The organism is Streptomyces lasiicapitis, assembly GCF_014646335.1.
In the GTDB taxonomy this organism is placed as follows: Bacteria; Actinomycetota; Actinomycetes; order Streptomycetales; family Streptomycetaceae; genus Streptomyces; species Streptomyces lasiicapitis.
Genome location: NZ_BMNG01000001.1, coordinates 624211 through 640287, shown reverse-complemented (window position 1 = coordinate 640287; position 16077 = coordinate 624211). Strand labels below are relative to the sequence as shown.

The following is a 16077-nucleotide window of genomic DNA, read 5'->3' as shown; positions in this document are numbered from 1 at the left end:
TCAACCCGTGCTCGACCCCGGCCCGGCCGCGGCCCTGTCCCGTCCACCCGGACGCGCTTCGGCCCTCACAGACGGCCTCCACCCCGAGGATGACCTTCCCCCTCCGGGAGCCCCCGCTTGACCAGGGGAGATGCCCCTCCGCAAGCGGAAGGTAACCCAATTTCATACCCGCCGTACCAGTCAGACATGCGCACGCGGGCCAGCTTTCTTACCTCAATCTGGCTGAACTTTTGTTGATCGAGGCTTAGTTGACCCGTGCATCGCCCTACCCTTCACAGGGTGAACCAATTGATGTCCCGCGAGTCAGAAGCCGAGTCAGAAGCCGAGTCCGCTCCCGGAGAGCTGCCCGGCGCGCTGCCCGAAGCGCTGCGCGCCGAACTCATCGCCTTCCGCCGCGACTTGCACATGCACCCCGAGCTGGGCAACCAGGAGTTCCGCACCACCGCGGCCCTCAAGGCCCGCCTGGAGCGCGCAGGGCTCGCGCCCCGCGTACTCGGCTCCGGGACCGGACTCGTCTGTGACATCGGGGGCAAACCGGGCACCGGTGACGACACCCCCGCCCGCCCCGTCCTCGCCTTCCGCGCCGACATCGACGCCCTCCCCATCCCCGACACCAAGACGGGCGTGCCCTACCGCTCCACCGTCCCCGACCGCGCCCACGCCTGCGGCCACGACGTGCACACCACCGTCCTCCTCGGCGCCGGGCTCGTCCTCGCCGAGCTGGCGAAGAGCGGTCTGCTCCCGCAGCCCGTGCGGCTGATCTTCCAGCCTGCCGAGGAGGTCCTGCCGGGCGGTGCCGCGGACGCCGTCGAGTTCGGCGTGCTCGACGGCGTCGGCCGCATCATCGCCGTGCACTGCGACCCCCGCGTGGACGCGGGCCGCATCGGCCTGCGGCACGGGCCCATCACGTCCGCCTGCGACCGCCTGGAGGTCGCCCTCGACGGCCCCGGCGGCCACACCGCGCGCCCGCACCTGACGACCGACCTGGTCTCGGCCGTCGCCAAGGTCGTCACCGAGGTACCCGCCCTGGTGTCCCGCCGCGTCGACGCCCGCTCCGGGCTCTCCGTCACCTGGGGCCGCGTCGAGGCCGGCCACGCGTGCAACGTCATCCCGCAGCACGCCGAGCTCTCCGGCACCGTCCGCTGCCTCGACATCGGCGCCTGGCGGCAGGCACCCGACGTCGTGCACGGCGCCATCCAGGAGATCGCCGACCTCTACCGCGCCAAGTCGGTGGTCAACTACGTCCGCGGCGTCCCGCCCGTGGTCAACGAGCCGGGCGTGACGGACCTGCTGCGGGACGCCATGACCGCCCGCCGTGGCCACGACTCCGTCGAGGACACCGAACAGAGCCTAGGCGGCGAGGACTTCTCCTGGTACCTGGAGCACGTGCCGGGCGCCATGGCCCGCCTCGGCGTCCGCACCCCGGGCGAGCGCGGCGTACGCGATCTGCACCAGGGCGACTTCGACGCCGACGAGCACGCCATCACCGTCGGCGTCGAGCTCTTCACCGCCGCCGCCCTCCTCGACGCCGCCACCCGCTCCGCCTGACGGAAGCCGGCACCCCGTATCCAGCCCCCTGTATCCACCACCCCGTATCCACCACCCCGTTTTTACGCCCGTGTAACCCGGCTTACGCGGGCGTAATGCGTTCCTCCATGATCCGCCACGAATCGATAACGGCCATGGCCGAACCCGTTCCCCTCCCTTTCTACGCGCGTTAATGTGCGCCGAAATCAGCGCCCACCACGGTGCGTTGGGGAACGTAAGGGGTGCGTCCAGTGCTTCCAGTACGTCCAGAGAAACCAGTGGCCCGCCTGTTCGTGGCAGTGGCCGCCCTCGCGCTCCTGGCCACCGCGTGCGGTGAGACCAGCAGCGACGCCGCCAAGGACGACGGCGACGGCGGCAAGGGCAACAGCAGTTCCGGCGAGTACGACGCCAAGGGCATAGGCCTCGCGTACGACATCGGCGGCCAGGGCGACCAGTCCTTCAACGACGCCGCGTTCACCGGCTACGAGCGCGCCCGCAAGGACTTCAAGATCGGCGGCGTGGACATGGAGCCCGGCGACGGCGAGTCCAGCGCCGACAAGACCCAGCGCATCGAGCAGCTCGCCCGGCAGGGCTACAACCCGGTGATCGGGGTCGGCTTCATCTACGCGCCCGCCATTCAGGAAGTGGCGAAGAAGTACCCGAAGACCACCTTCGGGATCGTCGACGACAACACCGTCAAGGCCGAGAACGTGGCCGATCTCGTATTCCACGAGGAGCAGGGCTCGTATCTCGCAGGCGTCGCCGCCGCGAAGGCGACCAAGGTCAAACACGTCGGATTCATCGGCGGCGTGGACATCCCGATCATCCACAAATTCGAGGCCGGGTTCGTGCAGGGCGTGAAGTCGGTCGACCCGAAGATCAAAATCGAGAAGCGGTATTTGACGGAGAAGCCGGAGGAGGGCGGGTTCGCCAGCCCCGACAAGGGCCAGGACGCCGCGAGCGGCCAGCTCGAAGCCGGGGCCGACGTGCTCTACCACGCGGCCGGGCTCTCCGGCCAGGGCGTGATCCAGGAAGCCGGGTCGCAGAAGGTGTGGGCGATCGGCGTCGACTCCGACCAGTACGAGCAGAAGGCCCTCGCCAAGTACAAGAAGTACATTCTCGGCTCGGCCCTCAAGGACGTAGGCGGTGCGGTGTACGACCTCACGAAGTCCGTCGTCGACGGAAAGCCCATGACCGGCACCCAGCGGTACGACCTCAAATCGGGGCGGGTCGGCTTCTCCGACTCCAACCCCGCGTACAAGGACATGAAGGACGTAGTGGCCGCCGTCGAGCAGGCCAAGAAGGACATCATCAGCGGCAAGGTGGAGGTCAAGACCCGGCCTTGATCCGGGTTTTGTGTGGTGTGTCCGACGTCGTACGTATAACGGCGTCGGACACCCGCGGAGGCGTCGTACGTATAACCCGTTGCGCCCCGGTGAATCCGCCGCAGTTCAGGGCTCCCTGGGCTGCCGCACCCGGTCGTCATCCGCCGGACGTCTGGTGGCCACAGCTCGATAACGGACCGGACAGAAGGGTTCTTATGTCAGGTCTACGCGCGTTACGCTGCGGCGAAATCAGCGCCGGGTGAGGCGCACTGCACGTACGTGGCACGTCGTACGTGACACGCAGGTGTCCCAGATCCACACGTCACGTACGTCACTCACGTCCTTGTACATAAGGAGTTCGTCTCTATGCGCCGGGTGTCCCGAATAGCGCTCGCCACTGCCGCGACCGCCGCTCTCGCCGTTTCCGCCACCGCCTGTGGCGGTACCTCCAGTGACGCCGCCAAGAGCGAGGACGGCGGCAAGAGCAAGGGCGTCGCCATCGCGTACGACGTCGGCGGCAAGGGCGACCAGTCCTTCAACGACGCCGCGACGGCCGGCATGGACAAGGCAGCCAAGGACCTCAAGGTCGGCAGCAAGGCCGTGGAGCCCACCGACGGCGAGTCCGACGCCGACAAGGTGCAGCGCCTGACCGAGCTGGCCAAGCAGGGCTACAACCCGGTGATCGGTGTCGGCTACGCGTACGCGCCCGCCGTCAAGGAGGTCGCCGAGAAGAACCCGAAGGTCACCTTCGGCATCGTCGACGACGCCACCATCGACGCCGACAACGTCGCCGACCTGGTCTTCAACGAGGAGCAGTCCTCGTACCTGGCCGGTGTCGCCGCCGCCAAGGCCACCAAGACCAAGATCGTCGGCTTCGTCGGCGGCGTGGACAACCCGCTGATCCGCAAGTTCGAGGCGGGCTTCGTCCAGGGAGTCCAGGACACCGACAAGTCGGTCAAGGTCAAGCGCCAGTTCCTCACCGACAAGGCCGAGGACGGCGGCTTCTCCAGCCCGGACAAGGGCAAGGAGGCGGCCAGCGGTCAGATCGAGGGCAAGGCCGACGTGGTCTACCACGCTGCCGGTCTCTCCGGTCAGGGCGTCATCGAGGCCGCCGCCGCCAAGAAGGTGTGGGCGATCGGTGTCGACTCCGACCAGTACAAGCAGAAGCCCCTCGCCAAGTACAAGAAGTACATCCTGACTTCGGCCACCAAGGACGTCGCCGGCGCGGTGTACAACCTGGTGAAGTCGGTGAAGGATGGCAAGGCCGAGGGCGGCGTCGTCCGCGCGGACCTCAAGTCCGGCGGTGTCGGCCTCGCCGACTCGAACCCCGAGTTCAAGAACATGAAGGACCTGCAGGCCGAGCTGAAGAAGGCCGAGCAGGGCATCACCAGCGGCAAGATCAAGGTCAAGACGACGCTGTAATGGCGGCGTTACGGCGGCGGAACGGGGTGTGAGGAGGATGCTTCCTCGCGCCCCGTTCGCGCGGCCGAGCCGCCCCCTCAAGCACCTTGCTTTTCCCGGGAGTTGAGCCCGGGACCCCCAGCCGACAAGACAGGGCCAGGTCACACCGCGTGTGCGGCGCAGGCCCCTTTCCTTAGTGGGTGTCGGACACCCCCTAGTCCCCGAGGAGAGTGCGCCATCGACGCGTCCACCAGCCCTCCGCCCACCGACCGGTCCGACGCGACGGCCTGTGCCGTCGAACTCGCGGGCATCACCAAGCGGTTCCCCGGCGTCGTGGCCAACCACGACATCCACCTGAGCGTCCGCAAGGGCACCGTGCACGCCCTCGTCGGCGAGAACGGCGCCGGCAAGTCGACCCTGATGAAGATCCTCTACGGCATGCAGAAGCCGGACGAGGGCACCATCGCCGTCGACGGGACCCAGGTCTCCTTCTCCAGCCCCGCCGACGCCATCGCGCGCGGCATCGGCATGGTGCACCAGCACTTCATGCTGGCCGACCAGTTGACGGTCCTGGAGAACATCGTGCTCGGCAGCGAGAAGCTGTACGGCATCGGTGCCGGGGCCCGCCGCAAGATCGCCGAGCTGTCCGACCGGTACGGACTCGGGGTGCGCCCCGACGCGTACGTCGAGGACCTCGGCGTCGCCGACCGCCAGCGCGTGGAGATCCTCAAGGTCCTCTACCGCGGCGCCACCACCCTGATCCTCGACGAGCCGACCGCCGTCCTGGTCCCGCAGGAGGTCGACGCGCTCTTCGACAACCTGCGCGAGCTCAAGTCCGAGGGCCTGTCCGTCATCTTCATCTCGCACAAGCTCGGTGAGGTCCTCTCCGTCGCCGACGACATCACCGTCATCCGGCGCGGTACGACGGTGGGCACGGCCGTCCCGTCGCAGACCACCGCGCGCCAGCTCGCCGAGCTGATGGTGGGCAGCGAGCTGCCGACGCCGGAGACCGCTGAGTCGACGGTCACCGACCGGCCGATGATCGAGGTCGAGGGCCTGAAGCTGCTCGCCGACGGCGACTCGGGCCGGGCGCTGCTCGACGACATCTCCTTCACCATCCACGAGGGCGAAGTGCTCGGCCTCGCGGGCGTCGAGGGCAACGGCCAGACCGAGCTGATCGACGCCCTCATCGGCCTCAAGCACGCCGACTCTGGCGTCATCCGCATGGCCGGCGAGGACATCACCGACCGGTCGACGCGCAGGCGCCGCGAGGGCGGCGTCGGCTACATCCCCGAGGACCGCCACCGCCACGGCCTGCTCCTGGAGTCCCCGCTCTGGGAGAACCGCATCCTCGGCCACGTCACCGAGCACCCCAACACCCGGGGCAAGGGCGGCTTCTGGCTCGACATCAAGGGCGCGCAGGCCGACACCCGGCGCATCGTCGAGGAGTACGACGTGCGTACGCCCGGCATCGACGTCACCGCGGCCTCGCTGTCCGGCGGCAACCAGCAGAAGCTGATCGTCGGCCGCGAGATGAGCCACAAGCCGCGCTTCCTCATCGCCGCCCACCCCACGCGCGGCGTGGACGTCGGCGCGCAGGCGCAGATCTGGGACCAGATCCGCGAGGCGCGCCGCGAGGGCCTCGCGGTGCTCCTGATCTCCGCCGACCTGGACGAGCTGATCGGCCTGTCCGACACCCTCCGCGTGATCTACCGGGGCCGCCTGGTCGCCGACGCCGACCCCGGGTCGATCACGCCGGAGAAGCTGGGCTCGGCGATGACGGGCGCGGCGTCCGGCCACCTGGAGCAGACACAGGAGTCCGCCGGAGCCCCGGCGGCGAAGGCAGCGGCACAGCAAGCGGCACAGGAAACGGCAGACGCAGCAGCCGAAGCCCCGGAGGACGAGGCCCGATGAAGAAGTTCGACAAGGAGCGCCTGCTCCTCGCGGTGGCCGGTCCGGTCATCGCGCTCGTCGCGGCCATGGTGCTGACCTCGGTCGTCCTGGTCGCCTCGGGCAAGAGCCCGATCGAGCCCTACAGCCTGATGTTCGAGCAGGCCACGTTCTCCGACGTGCAGGTGCTCATCATCAACGAGGCCGGGATGTACTACCTGGCGGCGCTCGCCGTCGCCATCGGCTTCCGGATGAACCTGTTCAACATCGGTGTGGACGGCCAGTACCGCCTCGCCGCGATGATGACCGCGGTCGTCGGCGCGCACGTCTCACTGCCCGCAGGACTCCAGATCCCGCTCCTCATCCTGGTCGCCATGCTCACCGGCGCCTTCTGGTCGGGCATCGCGGGCATCCTGAAGACCACCCGCGGCGTCAGCGAGGTCGTCGCCACGATCATGCTGAACGCGATCGCGACGAGCGTCATCGCCTACCTCACGCTCGACGAGAACTTCGGCGTCCCGGTCGGCAACAACAACACCACCGGCGTCATGCACAAGTCCGGCTGGTTCCCCGGCATCGACATGGGCGACTCCGGCGAGATCTACGGCTTCGTGATCGTCGCCGCCCTCGCGGGCGTCCTGTACTGGCTGATCCTCAACCGCACCCGCTTCGGCTTCGACCTGCGCGCCACCGGCGCCTCGCAGTCCGCGGCCGCCGCCTCCGGCGTGAACGCCAAGCGCATGGTGCTCACCGCCATGCTGATCTCCGGCGCGGTCGCCGGTCTCGCGGGCCTGCCGATCCTCCTCGGCGACGTACACACCTACAGCCTGAGCTTCCCGACCGGACTCGGCTTCACCGGCATCGGCATCGCCCTGCTCGGCCGCAACAGCCCGGTCGGCATCGCCCTCGCGTCCCTCCTCTGGGCCTTCCTCGCCAAGGCGTCCCAGGCCCTCGACTACGAGGGGTACGACAAGGAGATCGCGGTCATCATGCAGGGCGTGATCGTGATCGCGGTCGTCGTCTCGTACGAGGCCGTACGCAACTGGGGCCTGCGTCGGCAGCAGCAGCGCGTCGGTGAGGAACTGGCCGCCGCGGCGCGCGCGGCGGGCGAGAGCAATGGCAACAACGACACCGTGAAGGAGGTGGCTGCCCGATGAGCACGGCAACCGTCACCAAGGCCGCGCCCGCGAAACCCGCGCCGGGCCGCCGCCGCATCTCGCTCCCCGTCCTGCTCCTGATCATCGCGGGCGTCCTCGTCCTGACCTCCGTGGTCCGGCTGATCACCGACGCCCACGGCATCACCTCCACCGGCCAGATGTCCGGCGCCCTGCGCCTGGCCGTGCCGATCGGCCTCGCGGGCCTCGGCGGCCTGTGGGCCGAGCGCGCGGGCGTGGTCAACATCGGCCTCGAGGGCATGCTGATCCTGGGCACCTGGTTCGGCGCCTGGGCGGGCTTCCAGTGGGGCCCGTGGGTGGGCATCGTCTTCGGCGTCCTCGGCGGGGCGCTCGGCGGGCTGCTGCACGCGATCGTCACGGTCACGTTCAACGTCAACCACATCGTCTCCGGTGTGGCCCTGAACATCCTGGCCCTCGGCACCACCCGCTACCTCTCCACCTTCGCCTTCGAGGGCGAGGAGGGCGGCACGTCCAAGCAGTCGCCGGGCGTGGACTCACTCGGCAAGTTCTCGGTGCCGGGCCTCTCGGACTGGCTCCAGGACCTCAACGACAAGCACTGGTTCCTGGTCTCGGACATCGCGGGCCTGCTCGGCGGTCTGCTCACCGACGTCTCGCCGCTCACCCTCATCGCCGTCGCGATGGTGCCGCTGAGCTGGTTCGTCCTGTGGCGTACGTCGTTCGGCCTGCGCCTGCGCTCCTGCGGCGAGAACCCGGTCGCGGCGGAGTCGCTCGGCGTCAACGTCTACAAGTACAAGTACCTGGCGGTCGTGATCTCCGGCGGCCTCGCGGGCCTCGGCGGCGCGTTCCTCTCCCTGGTGGCCTCCAACATCTACCTGGAGGGCCAGACCGGCGGCCGCGGCTACATCGGCCTCGCCGCCATGATCTTCGGCAACTGGATGCCCGGCGGACTCGCGCTCGGTGCCGGCCTGTTCGGTTACACCGACAGCCTGAAGCTGCGGGGCGGCGGCACGAATGTCCACGCCCTGCTCCTGCTCATCGCCATCCTTCTCCTCATCGGCGCGGCCTACCTGATCTGGCGCAAGCGCTACGTCCCCGCGGTGATCACCGCGGTGGTCTCGGCGCTGATGTTCCTCTGGTACGGCCTCACCGACGAGGTGCCGAACCAGGTCGTCACGGCCACTCCGTACGTCGTGACCCTGCTGGTGCTCTCACTCTCCGCCCAACGCCTGCGGATGCCGAAGGCGGACGGGATGCCGTACCGGAAGGGACAAGGGAAATGACCGCTGCCGCGGACGTCGACTGGGACGCGCTCAGGGAGGCGGCACGGGACGCCATGTCCCGTGCGTACGCGCCCTACTCGGGCTTCCCGGTCGGCGCCGCGGCCCGCGCCGACGACGGCCGCACCGTCACCGGCTGCAACGTCGAGAACGCCTCGTACGGCCTCGGCCTGTGCGCCGAGTGCGGCCTGATCTCCCAGCTCCAGCTCACCGGGGGCGGCCGCCTCACGCACTTCACCTGCGTGGACGGCAAGGGCGACATCCTGATGCCGTGCGGCCGCTGCCGCCAGCTCCTGTACGAGTTCGGCGGCCCGGGGCTCTTGCTTGAGACGTCGTCCGGGGTGCGTTCCCTGGGCGACATGCTGCCGGACGCGTTCGGTCCGGAACGCCTGAACTGAGAAGGGCCCCCGCCGAGTTGGCGGGGGCCTTTCCGCGCGCTCGCTCTATGCGCGTAGAGTCACGATCCACGTACGACTGTCATTGCCGGAAGGGACATGCCATGGACGTCATCTCCATCATCCGTACGAAGCGGGACCGGGGCGAACTCAGCGGTGAGCAGATCGACTGGGTGATCGACGCGTACACGCGCGGTGCCGTGGCCGACGAGCAGATGTCGGCCCTGGCGATGGCGATCCTCCTGAACGGCATGAACCGGGGGGAGATCGCCCGCTGGACGGCGGCGATGATCGCGTCCGGCGAGCGCATGGACTTCTCGTCCCTCGCCCGCCCGACCGCGGACAAGCACTCCACGGGCGGCGTCGGCGACAAGATCACGCTCCCTCTCGCACCCCTGGTGGCGGCCTGCGGCGCGGCGGTCCCGCAGCTCTCCGGCCGCGGCCTCGGCCACACCGGCGGCACCCTGGACAAGCTGGAGTCGATCCCCGGCTGGCGGGCCCTGCTCTCCAACGAGGAGATGCTGAACGTACTGAACGACGCGGGCTCGGTGATCTGCGCGGCGGGCGACGGCCTGGCCCCCGCGGACAAGAAGCTGTACGCGCTCCGCGACGTCACCGGCACCGTCGAGGCCATCCCCCTCATCGCCTCCTCCATCATGTCCAAGAAGATCGCCGAGGGCACGGGCTCGCTCGTCCTGGACGTGAAGGTGGGCACCGGCGCCTTCATGAAGACCCTGGACGACGCCCGCGAACTGGCCTCCACGATGGTGGGCCTCGGCACCGACCACGGCGTCCGCACGGTGGCCCTCCTCACGGACATGTCCACGCCGCTCGGCCTGACGGCCGGCAACGCCCTCGAAGTCCGCGAGTCGGTCGAGGTCCTGGCGGGCGGCGGCCCCGCCGACGTCGTCGACCTGACCCTCGCCCTGGCCCGCGAGATGCTCGCGGCGGCGGGCCTGCCGGACGCCGACCCGGCGAAGGCCCTCGCCGACGGCTCCGCGATGGACGTCTGGCGCCGCATGATCGCGGCCCAGGGCGGCGACCCGGACGCCGACCTGCCCGTGGCCCGCGAGACCCATGTCGTCACGGCCCCCGCCTCCGGCGTCCTCACCCGCCTCGACGCGTACGACGTCGGCGTGGCCGCCTGGCGCCTCGGCGCGGGCCGGGCCCGCAAGGAGGACCCGGTCCAGGCGGGCGCGGGCGTCTCCCTGCACGCGAAGCCGGGCGACTCCGTCGTGGCGGGCCAGCCCCTCCTCACCCTCCACACGGACACCCCCGAGCGCTTCGAGTACGCCCTCAAGTCCCTGGAGGGCGCGTACGACGTGGCGCCGGCGGGCACGGAGTTCTCGGCGCGGCCGATCGTGCTTGAGCGGGTGTCGGCCTGACGCCGAGGGTCGAAGGCAGGCTGACCGCTCACTCCACTCACTCCACCGGGACGGCCAGCACCAGCGGGATCTCGCGGGCCGTCGCGGTGCGGTAGTCCGCGTACGAGGGCATCGCGGCGATGACGACCGGCCACAGGCGGGCCACCTCGGCCGCCGTGGCCGGTCGGGCGGTCGCGGTGAAGGTGGCGGTGCCGACCTGGAGGGAGACCTCCGGGTCGGCCAGCAGATTCAGGTACCAGGCCGGGTGGCGGTCCCCGCCCGCGTTGGACGCGGTCAGGACGTACGCGTCCCCGTCCCTCACATACGCCAGTGCCGTGCGGCGCAGCAGGCCGGACTTGCGGCCCCGGGTGGTCAACAGCAGGTCGTTCACCCCAGGTCGGGGCCGTCCGCCGGTCTCCTCGAAGCGCCGGATGTGGTCGGCGACCCAGGGCGTCGGATTGTCGTGGACCGTGCCCGTCATGCCGCGACCACCCCGACGTGCGCCCGGTGCAGCGTGGGCGCCTCGACTTCGTCGAGCAGCGCGAGGGCGAAGTCCCGGGGTGTGACCCGACTGTCGGCGTCACCCGGGGAGACTGCGTACGCGCCCGACGACTCGCCCTCGTGATCGAAGTCGCCCGCCGGGCTGAGCACCGCCCAGTCGAGGGCCTGCGGCGCGGCCGTCCGCAACGCTTCCGTCCCGGCCCCGTGACCGAGGTAGAACTCCCGCCACTCCTGCGGGTACCCGGGGGTGTCCATCAGCAACTCCCCGGAGGCGGTGGGCAGTACGGAGGCGAGGCCGACCGTCACCAGTCGCGTGACGTCCGCCGCCACCAGTCCCTCGGCGAGGGCGCGGGCGACGGCGGGGAAGAACTCGCCGGGGCGCGCGCCGGGGTCGTACACGGCGACGACCGCCGCGTCGTGCCCGGCGGCGAGCCGCGCGACGACCGCCGGGTCGGTCACCTCGCCGTCGGCCCGCGTGGCCTCGGTGACGTCGTGCCCCCGCCGCCGGGCCTCCGCCACGGCCGCCCGGCCTATCCGGCCGCCCGACCCGAACACGACGATCCTGCTGCTCTTCGCTGTCTCTGTCATGGCCGGGAGCCTAGGCCGATGGCTGGTTTCCGATCGGATACCGCCGTACGGTACGGATCATGAAGAAGCCGCAGGCTGAACGGGCCGGACGGGTTGAACGGGCCCCGCTGGACCCCGAGATGTTCGACCCCGTGTGCCCGTCCCCCCTGGTCCCGTTCCGCGTCGGCGACAAGTGGGCCCCGATGATCCTGCGCTGCCTCCAGGACGGCCCCCGCCGCTTCTCGGAACTGAAGATCCCGCTGCGCGGCATCACGTCCAAGTCCCTGACCCAGTCCTTGCGGGGCTTGGAGCGAGCTGGCTTCCTGGCACGGGAGGAACAACACGGCGGAACGGAACGCCGTGTGGAGTACGCCCTGACCGCGCTGGGCCGAGGCCTCCTCGACCCGCTGGACGCGGCGTGCGAGTGGACGAGGGAGCACTGGGACGAACTGATCGAGGCCCAGGAAGCGGCGCTTGCCGGAGCGGAGTCCGGGCACCGGTGACCCTCGTCTGGGGCTCCGCCCCTTTCCCCCTGTCGGCGCTCCGCGCCTCGTCCTCAAACGCCGGACGGGCTGGACCTAGCCGGCGGGGCCGTATCTTGCCGGTGCGGCTGGGTTGTTTTAGCCCGTCCGGCGTTTGAGGACGAGGCCGTTCAGGCCGATACGGGGGTCCGGGGGCGGAGCCCCCTGCCCGCGGCGGAGCCGCTGATTGATGCAGTGGGAAGGGGCGGGGTTGGGGAAAACTTCACTCCGGCAACAACCGCCCCCGCCTCCCCAGCAGAAACTTCTTGAACGCCGCCACCGGTGCCGTGTCCGGGTGCCCCTCCAGCCACGCCACCCCGATCTCGCGGACGGCCCGCTGCCCGGTGACGGTGAGCTCGACGACGCCGGGGCGAGCCACGGCGGGCGGCGGGAGCAGCGCCACACCGAGCCCCGCCGCCACCAACCCCCGCAACGTCTCGGCCTCCTCCCCCTCAAAGGCGATCCGAGGCCGAAACCCCGCCTCGGCACACAGATCGTCGGTGATCCGCCGCAGCCCGTACCCGGGCTCAAGGGTCACGAAGGCCTCATCGGCGGCCTCGGCAAGCCGAATCCGCTTGCGCCCGGCAAGCCGATGGTCGTCGGGAACGACAAGACGAAGCCGCTGCTCATCGAGCCGACGGGCGACAAGCCCAGGTGCATCGGGCACAGGCGAGGTCAGACACAGGTCGAGCTCCCCGGCCCGCAGCCGATCGAGCATGGCCTCGCCGTAGTTCTGGACGAGGGAGAACCGGATACGGGGATGGTCCGCGCGGAAGGCCCGGATCAGACCGGGCACAGTCTCGGACCCCATGGTGTGGAGAAAGCCGAACGCCACCTTCCCGGAGGCGGGATCGGCGTCCGCACGCACCGACTCGACAGCCTTCCCCACCTCCGCGAGCGCCTTCTCCGCGGACCCCAGAAACGTACGCCCCGCAGGAGTCAGCGACACCGTACGACCATGCCGGGCGAACAACTCGACCCCCAGGTCCCGTTCGAGCCGCACAAGCGCTCGCGAGAGCGTCGACTGCGGCACCTCCAACTCCTGCGCGGCCCGCGTGACGTGCTCGGTCCGGGCAACGCCGGCGAAGTACGCGAGCCGCGGCGCGAGCAGCCGCACGATGTGAGCTGTGTCCTCTGTGCCACTGTTCTGCGACAGGCGAGGCCGTGACCTTGGCTGATGCTGCATGGGAACGATTATGACGATTCCATGCATTGGACGCATGAGAATCATGGTCGTACGTTCGTGGCATGCCTCCTGCCAGTAGCGGGGCGTCCGCAATCCACGCGGTCGCCCTCACCCCGTCGTCCCCCGATGCCGAGTCCACCAAGTCCACCGAATCCACCACCACTCACGACTCGCGCATGGCACCGGGAGGCCCCGGCTTTCGCCGCATGAGCTTCGCCCTCTTCCTGGCGGGCGTCGCCACCTTCGCGCTCCTCTACTCCACGCAGGCCCTGCTCCCGCTGATCTCCGCCGACCTCGGCGTGGGCGCCTCCACGGCGAGCTGGACGGTCTCGGCGGCGACCGGCGCGCTTGCCCTGTTCGTCCTGCCGCTGAGCGCCCTCTCCGAGCGGTTCGGGCGGCGCACCCTGATGACGGTCTCGCTGACGGTGGCCGTCGCGGTGGGCCTGCTGGTCCCGTTCGCGCCGAACATCGGCGTACTGATCGCGCTGCGCGCCGTCCAAGGCGCGGCCCTCGCCGGACTCCCGGCGTCCGCGATGGCGTACCTGGCCGAAGAGGTCCGCCCCAAGGCGCTCGTCGCCGCGATCGGCATGTTCGTCGCGGGCAACAGCATCGGCGGCATGAGCGGCCGCATCGTCACCGGCTGGGTCGCGCAGGCCTGGGGCTGGCGCTGGGCGCTCGCCGTGGTCGGCCTGCTCGCGGTCGTCGGCGCGCTCGCCTTCCGCGCGCTGCTGCCCGCCCCGCGCCACTTCACGCCGGGCACGCTCAGCCCCAAGTCCCTTGCGCGCACGGTCCGTTCGCACCTGTCGAACCCGCTCCTGTGCCGCCTGTACGCGATCGGCGCGCTGTTCATGACCGTCTTCGGCGCGGTCTACACGGTGATCGGCTACCGCCTCACCGAGGCTCCGTTCTCGCTCCCGCAGGGCGTCATCGGCTCGGTCTTCCTCGTCTACCTCGTCGGTACGGCGTCGTCGGCGGCGGCCGGGAAGCTGGTGGCCCGGCTCGGCCGGCGCGGCGCCCTCTACCTCGCCGTGAGCACGACGGCGGGCGGCCTTCTCCTGTCCCTGTCGACGTCGCTCGTCATGGTCCTGCTCGGCCTGGTCCTGATCACCGCGGGCTTCTTCGCGGGCCACGCGGTCGCGTCCTCGTCGGTGAGCCGCACGGCCACCACGGGCCGCGCGCAGGCCTCCGCGCTGTACCAGTCCGCGTACTACGTGGGCTCCAGCGCGGGCGGCACGCTCGGCGCCATGGCGTTCCACGCGGGCGGCTGGGGCGGCACCGTCGCCCTCGGCGTCCTCGCCGTCGTCGGCGTCGTGTCGATCACGCTGTACGGGACCCGGGTGGCGCGGGTGGAACGGGTGACGGCGTCGAGGACGGCGCGGACGGCGCGGACCGCCTGACGGCGGCGCGGGCTCTCCGACGCCCGGCCCACTCCGCTCCCCATACCGTAAACAACCCCTGTGAGCTGCCGCTTTCGCCGCTCCGCAGGCCATTGTCAGTGGCCTGCGGTAGCTTCCGAGGTGCTGGGAAGTTCCACGCCGACAAGGCGCAGGCACCATGAGGCACGCAGAGGCACAGGGGTGGGTCGGGATGAGCAACAGCGCAGGGGCGACGACAGAGCTGGACGCGGGTCTTGAGAAGCATCGCGTCGAGCTGACGGGGTACTGCTATCGCATGCTGGGCTCGGCCTTCGAGGCCGAGGACGCCGTGCAGGACACGATGGTCCGCGCCTGGCGCAGCTTCGACAAGTTCGAGGGCCGCTCCAGCCTCCGCTCCTGGCTGTACCGCATCGCGACGAACGTCTGCCTGGACATGCTGAACGCGGGCAACCGCCGCGCCCGCCCCATGGACCTCACCGCCTCCACCCCTCTCGCGCAGGCGGCCCTGACCCCCCGCGCGGACAACGTCTGGCTGGAGCCGATACCGGACGGCCGGGTCCTGCCGAGCATCGCCGACCCCGCCGAGGCCGCCGTCGCCAAGGAGTCCGTGCGCCTGGCCTTCATCGCCGCCCTGCAGCAACTGCCCGCCAAGCAGCGGGCGGTGCTGATCCTGCGCGAGGTCCTGGCGTGGAAGGCCAGCGAGGTCGCCGAGCTCCTCGGCACGACGGTCGCGTCGGTCAACAGCGCCCTGCAGCGCGCCCGAGCCACCCTCGCCGAGCGCCCGGCCGACGACACGGCGACGTCCGACCCGCTGGACGACGAACAGCAGAAGCTCCTGGAGCGCTACGTCACGGCCTTCGAGGGATACGACATGGCGGCCCTCACGGCCCTCCTCCACGAGGACGCGGTCATGACGATGCCCCCGTTCGACCTGTGGCTGCGCGGCCCGCGGGACATCACGGGCTTCATGTCCACGATGGGCGCCGCCTGCGCGAACTCCCGGCTGCTTCCCGTCGAGGTCAACGGCACCCCCGGCTTCGCGCAGTACAAGCCCGATCCGGACAAGGGCGGCTTCATGCCCTGGGCGATCCAGGTCATCGAGATCTCAGAGGGCCGGGTCGCCGGATTCCACTGCTTCCTCGACACCGAGCGGTGGTTCCCGTTCTTCGGGGTGCCGCTCCACCTCGACGCATAGCTCCGCCAGACCGACCAGCCGGAGCAGCGCCCACAGGGCCGGGGCCGGGCCGCGCAGCCGCAGCCCCGTCCCGGACCTGCGGGCGGCGAGTCTGAGCCGGGCCACGGCCTCCACGGTCGCGAGGTCGGCGGTGGTGACGGCGCCGACGTCGCAGATCACCTCGTCGGCGCCGGACGCGAGCGCGGCGGCCCGCAGGTCGGCGCAGAGCCGGGGGATGTCGTCCTGACGGACGGGCCCGGCCACGACCACGAGATTCGGCGCGTGTACTTCGGAGACAGCCACGTTAGGGGGACCGCCGGGGCAGGCGGAACTCATCGGTCGCCGACGGCCCGTCCCTGTGCCGCCGGTTCCTTCCTGCTGCCCGGGTGCGCGGCGTACACGGCGCGTACGCCAGGTCCCTCATGCCTCGTTCGGGC

The 16077-nt window shown here is 70.4% G+C and carries 15 protein-coding genes; 11 read left to right on the top strand and 4 right to left on the bottom strand.

Going from position 1 to position 16077, the window contains the following annotated elements:
* The first annotated feature begins 291 nt into the window (after nucleotides 1–291).
* From IEY91_RS02850 to IEY91_RS02815, 8 genes are all read left to right on the top strand, one after another.
* Nucleotides 292–1548, top strand: a complete 1257-nt coding sequence (locus tag IEY91_RS02850) for an amidohydrolase (protein WP_164328244.1) — start codon at nucleotides 292–294, stop codon at nucleotides 1546–1548.
* 257 nt (nucleotides 1549–1805) lie between these two features.
* The gene (locus IEY91_RS02845; protein WP_229696641.1) at nucleotides 1806–2873 is read left to right on the top strand and encodes a BMP family lipoprotein; all 1068 of its coding nucleotides are present in this window, start codon (nucleotides 1806–1808) and stop codon (nucleotides 2871–2873) included.
* Between the two features lie 345 nt (nucleotides 2874–3218).
* Nucleotides 3219–4274: a BMP family lipoprotein gene (locus tag IEY91_RS02840; protein WP_164321407.1), complete on the top strand. Its 1056-nt coding sequence runs from the start codon at nucleotides 3219–3221 to the stop codon at nucleotides 4272–4274.
* Between the two features lie 216 nt (nucleotides 4275–4490).
* Nucleotides 4491–6167 carry an ABC transporter ATP-binding protein gene (locus IEY91_RS02835; protein ID WP_189172793.1) on the top strand — a complete coding sequence of 559 codons (1677 nt, stop codon included), beginning with the start codon at nucleotides 4491–4493 and terminating at the stop codon, nucleotides 6165–6167.
* Entirely contained in the window at nucleotides 6164–7300 is a 1137-nt protein-coding gene (locus IEY91_RS02830; RefSeq protein WP_164321405.1) for an ABC transporter permease, read from the top strand. Before IEY91_RS02835 ends, IEY91_RS02830 begins: the two co-directional genes overlap by 4 nt.
* Nucleotides 7297–8559 carry an ABC transporter permease gene (locus IEY91_RS02825; protein ID WP_164321403.1) on the top strand — a complete coding sequence of 421 codons (1263 nt, stop codon included), beginning with the start codon at nucleotides 7297–7299 and terminating at the stop codon, nucleotides 8557–8559. The genes IEY91_RS02830 and IEY91_RS02825 overlap by 4 nt, the downstream gene beginning before the upstream one ends.
* Complete coding sequence (locus IEY91_RS02820; RefSeq protein ID WP_164321401.1) at nucleotides 8556–8954, top strand: cytidine deaminase; 399 nt, start codon at nucleotides 8556–8558, stop codon at nucleotides 8952–8954. The genes IEY91_RS02825 and IEY91_RS02820 overlap by 4 nt, the downstream gene beginning before the upstream one ends.
* 101 nt (nucleotides 8955–9055) lie before the next feature.
* Nucleotides 9056–10336, top strand: coding sequence for a thymidine phosphorylase (locus IEY91_RS02815; protein ID WP_189172653.1), 1281 nt, complete (start codon nucleotides 9056–9058; stop codon nucleotides 10334–10336).
* Between the two features lie 37 nt (nucleotides 10337–10373).
* Here the strand turns inward: IEY91_RS02815 and IEY91_RS02810 are convergent, their stop codons facing one another.
* A complete protein-coding gene (locus tag IEY91_RS02810; RefSeq protein WP_164321397.1) occupies nucleotides 10374–10796 on the bottom strand; it encodes a nitroreductase family deazaflavin-dependent oxidoreductase in 423 nt (140 codons plus the stop codon).
* Nucleotides 10793–11404 (bottom strand): NAD(P)-dependent oxidoreductase, encoded by a 612-nt coding sequence (locus IEY91_RS02805; RefSeq protein WP_189172652.1) that lies wholly within the window; start codon nucleotides 11402–11404, stop codon nucleotides 10793–10795. The genes IEY91_RS02810 and IEY91_RS02805 overlap by 4 nt, the downstream gene beginning before the upstream one ends.
* Before the next feature lie 59 nt (nucleotides 11405–11463).
* Here IEY91_RS02805 and IEY91_RS02800 point away from each other — a divergent pair, with 59 nt between their 5' ends.
* Nucleotides 11464–11886: a winged helix-turn-helix transcriptional regulator gene (locus IEY91_RS02800; RefSeq protein ID WP_204328020.1), complete on the top strand. Its 423-nt coding sequence runs from the start codon at nucleotides 11464–11466 to the stop codon at nucleotides 11884–11886.
* 241 nt (nucleotides 11887–12127) lie between these two features.
* On the opposite strand, the gene IEY91_RS02795 is transcribed toward IEY91_RS02800, so the two are convergent.
* The gene (locus IEY91_RS02795; protein ID WP_189172792.1) at nucleotides 12128–13090 is read right to left on the bottom strand and encodes a LysR family transcriptional regulator; all 963 of its coding nucleotides are present in this window, start codon (nucleotides 13088–13090) and stop codon (nucleotides 12128–12130) included.
* 62 nt (nucleotides 13091–13152) lie between these two features.
* Between IEY91_RS02795 and IEY91_RS02790 the strand changes: the two genes are divergently transcribed.
* Nucleotides 13153–14487, top strand: coding sequence for an MFS transporter (locus IEY91_RS02790; protein WP_189172651.1), 1335 nt, complete (start codon nucleotides 13153–13155; stop codon nucleotides 14485–14487).
* 190 nt (nucleotides 14488–14677) lie between these two features.
* A complete protein-coding gene (locus tag IEY91_RS02785; protein ID WP_189172650.1) occupies nucleotides 14678–15661 on the top strand; it encodes a sigma-70 family RNA polymerase sigma factor in 984 nt (327 codons plus the stop codon).
* Here the strand turns inward: IEY91_RS02785 and IEY91_RS02780 are convergent.
* Nucleotides 15572–15943 (bottom strand): STAS domain-containing protein, encoded by a 372-nt coding sequence (locus IEY91_RS02780; RefSeq protein WP_229696640.1) that lies wholly within the window; start codon nucleotides 15941–15943, stop codon nucleotides 15572–15574. The genes IEY91_RS02785 and IEY91_RS02780 overlap by 90 nt on opposite strands.
* Between the last annotated feature and the right edge of the window lie 134 nt (nucleotides 15944–16077).